Annotated in this window: 2 protein-coding genes; both read right to left on the bottom strand. The window is 77.5% G+C overall.

Features of this window, described 5'->3' with window-relative positions; translation table 11 throughout:
* The coding region (locus ABD317_RS35930) for a ParB N-terminal domain-containing protein (RefSeq protein WP_344296086.1) at positions 1-779 on the bottom strand (779 nt) is incomplete at its 3' end.
* A gap of 125 nt (positions 780-904) precedes the next feature.
* Positions 905-2,374: an FAD-dependent monooxygenase gene (locus ABD317_RS35925; protein WP_344296081.1), complete on the bottom strand. Its 1,470-nt coding sequence runs from the start codon at positions 2,372-2,374 to the stop codon at positions 905-907.
* Positions 2,375-2,489 lie beyond the last annotated feature (115 nt).

Genomic DNA, 2,489 nt, shown 5'->3' with positions numbered 1-2,489 from the left:
GCCGCGTGCACCGCGGGCCGCGGGGCGGACCCCCGGCGGCCGTTGCGCTCCGGGCTGACGCCGCGGCGCAGCCGCGCCTTGACGTCGTGCACCGTGCCCAGCGACACGTCCGTCTCCCGCGCCACCTGCCGCAGCGGCGCGTCGGGGTGGGCGCTGATGTACTCCGCGGCGCGGCGCCTGCCCTCCCCCGCGTACACCGGCCGCTTGCGGCCGTCGCGCCCGATCCGCTTCCCGGCGGGGTCCGCCGCGCCCTCCGTACGCGGCCGCAGCGCGGCGATCGTCTTGGCGCTGAGCCCGCTGACCCCGGCGATGGCCCGATCGGACCAGTCCGGGTGCGCGGCCAGCACGCGGCGGGCGCCGTCGAGCCGGTCGGCCTTCGACAGCGGCAGCCCGTGCGCGCTGTTGGCCTGCATGGCGAGGACGAGCGCCTCGGCGTCGGTGCAGTCGAGGAGGCGCACCCGGACGCTCGCGTCGCCGCGGAGCCGGGCGGCCTCCAGCCGGTGCAGCCCGTCGATGACGCGGCAGCCGTCCTTCTGCACGAGCAGCGGCGGCAGCTCCGCGCGGGCGGTGGCCTCGGCGAGCAGCTGGACGTGGGCGGCGTCCGTGCCGGCCCGGCGGAGCCGCGGCCCGGGCGACAGTGCGTGGACCGGGATGTCCCGGGCGGGCAGCCCCTCGAACCTCCCGGGGTCCCACGCCCCGCCGGCCGCCGGTTCGTCGTCTGGCGCGGCGCCGCCGCGGCCGTCTGCGCTCGCTGTGGTCTGCACGTCATGGACGGACATCCGGTGCGGCTCCTCTCGGCTGCTGTCTCCGACGAGCCTGGCAGCGGAGTCTCTAGCCGCGGTCGAACGCGGGTCGACGGGGTGCGGGGCCCCGCCCGCGGCGGCCGGGGCCCCGCGCGCCGGGCCTACCCGGGCGGGACAGCGGCGGTGGTGCGGGCGGGGCCGAACCAGCGGGCGAGCGCGTCGCCCAGCTCCTCCCCGCTGCCGGGATCGGCCCAGGCCACGTACCCGTCGGGCCGGACGAGCACCGCCGGCGGAGGCACCGGCCCGGGCCCGGGCGCCCACGTACCGGCGACCACATCCACCCGGTCCGCCCAGCCCCCGGCGCCGTCGCCCGCCGTCACCAGCACCCCCCGCGCCGCATGCAGCAGCTCCGCCACCCGGACCCGCGAACCATCGGGACGCACCAGCTCCCGATCCGGCGCCAACCGCCGCCCCAGCAGCGGATGCTCCCCCGCCCCCACCTCGTACCGGATCCCCAACCCGCTGAGCATCCCCGCCATGTACCCGGCGGCGTCCTTCTCGGCCACCAGCTCGCCGAGGACGCCGCGCACCGGGTCCATCTCCTCGCCGGTGAGCCGCAGTTCGATCGCGGCGCGGGCGTTGCGGGCGAGCTGGCGGCCGATCGGGTGCCGTTCCGCGTGGTACGTGTCCAGCAGCGCGTCCGGCGCCAGCCCCTTCAGGACCAGCCCCAGCTTCCAGCCGAGGTTCACCGCGTCCTGCACGCCCACGCTCAGCCCCTGCGCCATGGCGGGCGGCTGCACGTGCGTGGCGTCGCCGGCGAGGAACACCCGGCCGCGCCGGTACGCGGCGGCCACCCGGGAGGCGTCGGAGAAGCAGCTCAGCCAGCGGCAGTCGGCGTGGTGGATGGACTCGCCGGTCAGCCGCTGCCAGGCGTCGGCGAGTTCGGTGTACGTCAGCGACTCGCGGTCCTTCGGCGGCATGCCGCGCTCGTGCACGACGACGCGGGTGACGCCGTTCTCCAGGTCCATCGCCATGACCATGCTGCCGCCGGGCAGGTCCTCGCCGATGCGCCGGCGGCGCGTGCGCAGGCCGGTCACGTCGGCGGTGTAGAACCCGCGGGTGGGCTCGGGCCCGGAGAAGTCGACGCCGGCGAGCCGGCGGACGGTGCTGCGGCCGCCGTCGCAGCCGACGAGGTACGCGGCCGTGTCCTCGCTCGGGCCTTCGGCGCCCGCGAACTGCACCACCACGCCGTCCGGCGTCTCGCGGTAGGCGGTGACCTCGTGGCCGCGCCGGACGGGCACGCCCAGCTCCGTCGCCCAGTCCTCCAGCATCCGTTCGGTGCGGAACTGGGAGATGCCGCGGCGGGCGAAGTGGTCCTCGTCGGCGAGGGTGAGGTCGATCGGCACCCCGCCGAAGTGGCTGTCGGCGCGCTCGGTCGCGCCGAGCCGGGCGAGCAGCCCGCGCTGGTCGAAGCACTCGGCGGTGCGCCGGGTGAAGCTGGCGCCGCGCGACTCGCGGGGCGGCTCGGGCAGCTTCTCGTACACCACGACGTCGGCGCCGGCGAGGCGGAGTTCACCGGCCGTCATGAGCCCGACCGGGCCCGCGCCGACGACGATCACGTCCCTGGTCACGATCGCACTCCTGTCGGCTGGGCGGCGGTGGCGCCGCCGGTGGTGGTGGTGCGGGCGGGGCCGAACCAGCGGGCGAGCGCGTCGCCCAGCTCCTCCCCGCTGCCGGGATCGGCCC

The organism is Streptomyces synnematoformans (genome assembly GCF_039531005.1).
GTDB classification, from domain to species: Bacteria; Actinomycetota; Actinomycetes; order Streptomycetales; family Streptomycetaceae; genus Streptomyces; species Streptomyces synnematoformans.
The sequence above is the reverse complement of the archived record's forward strand: the minus strand, read 5'-3'. Positions and strand labels throughout refer to the sequence as shown.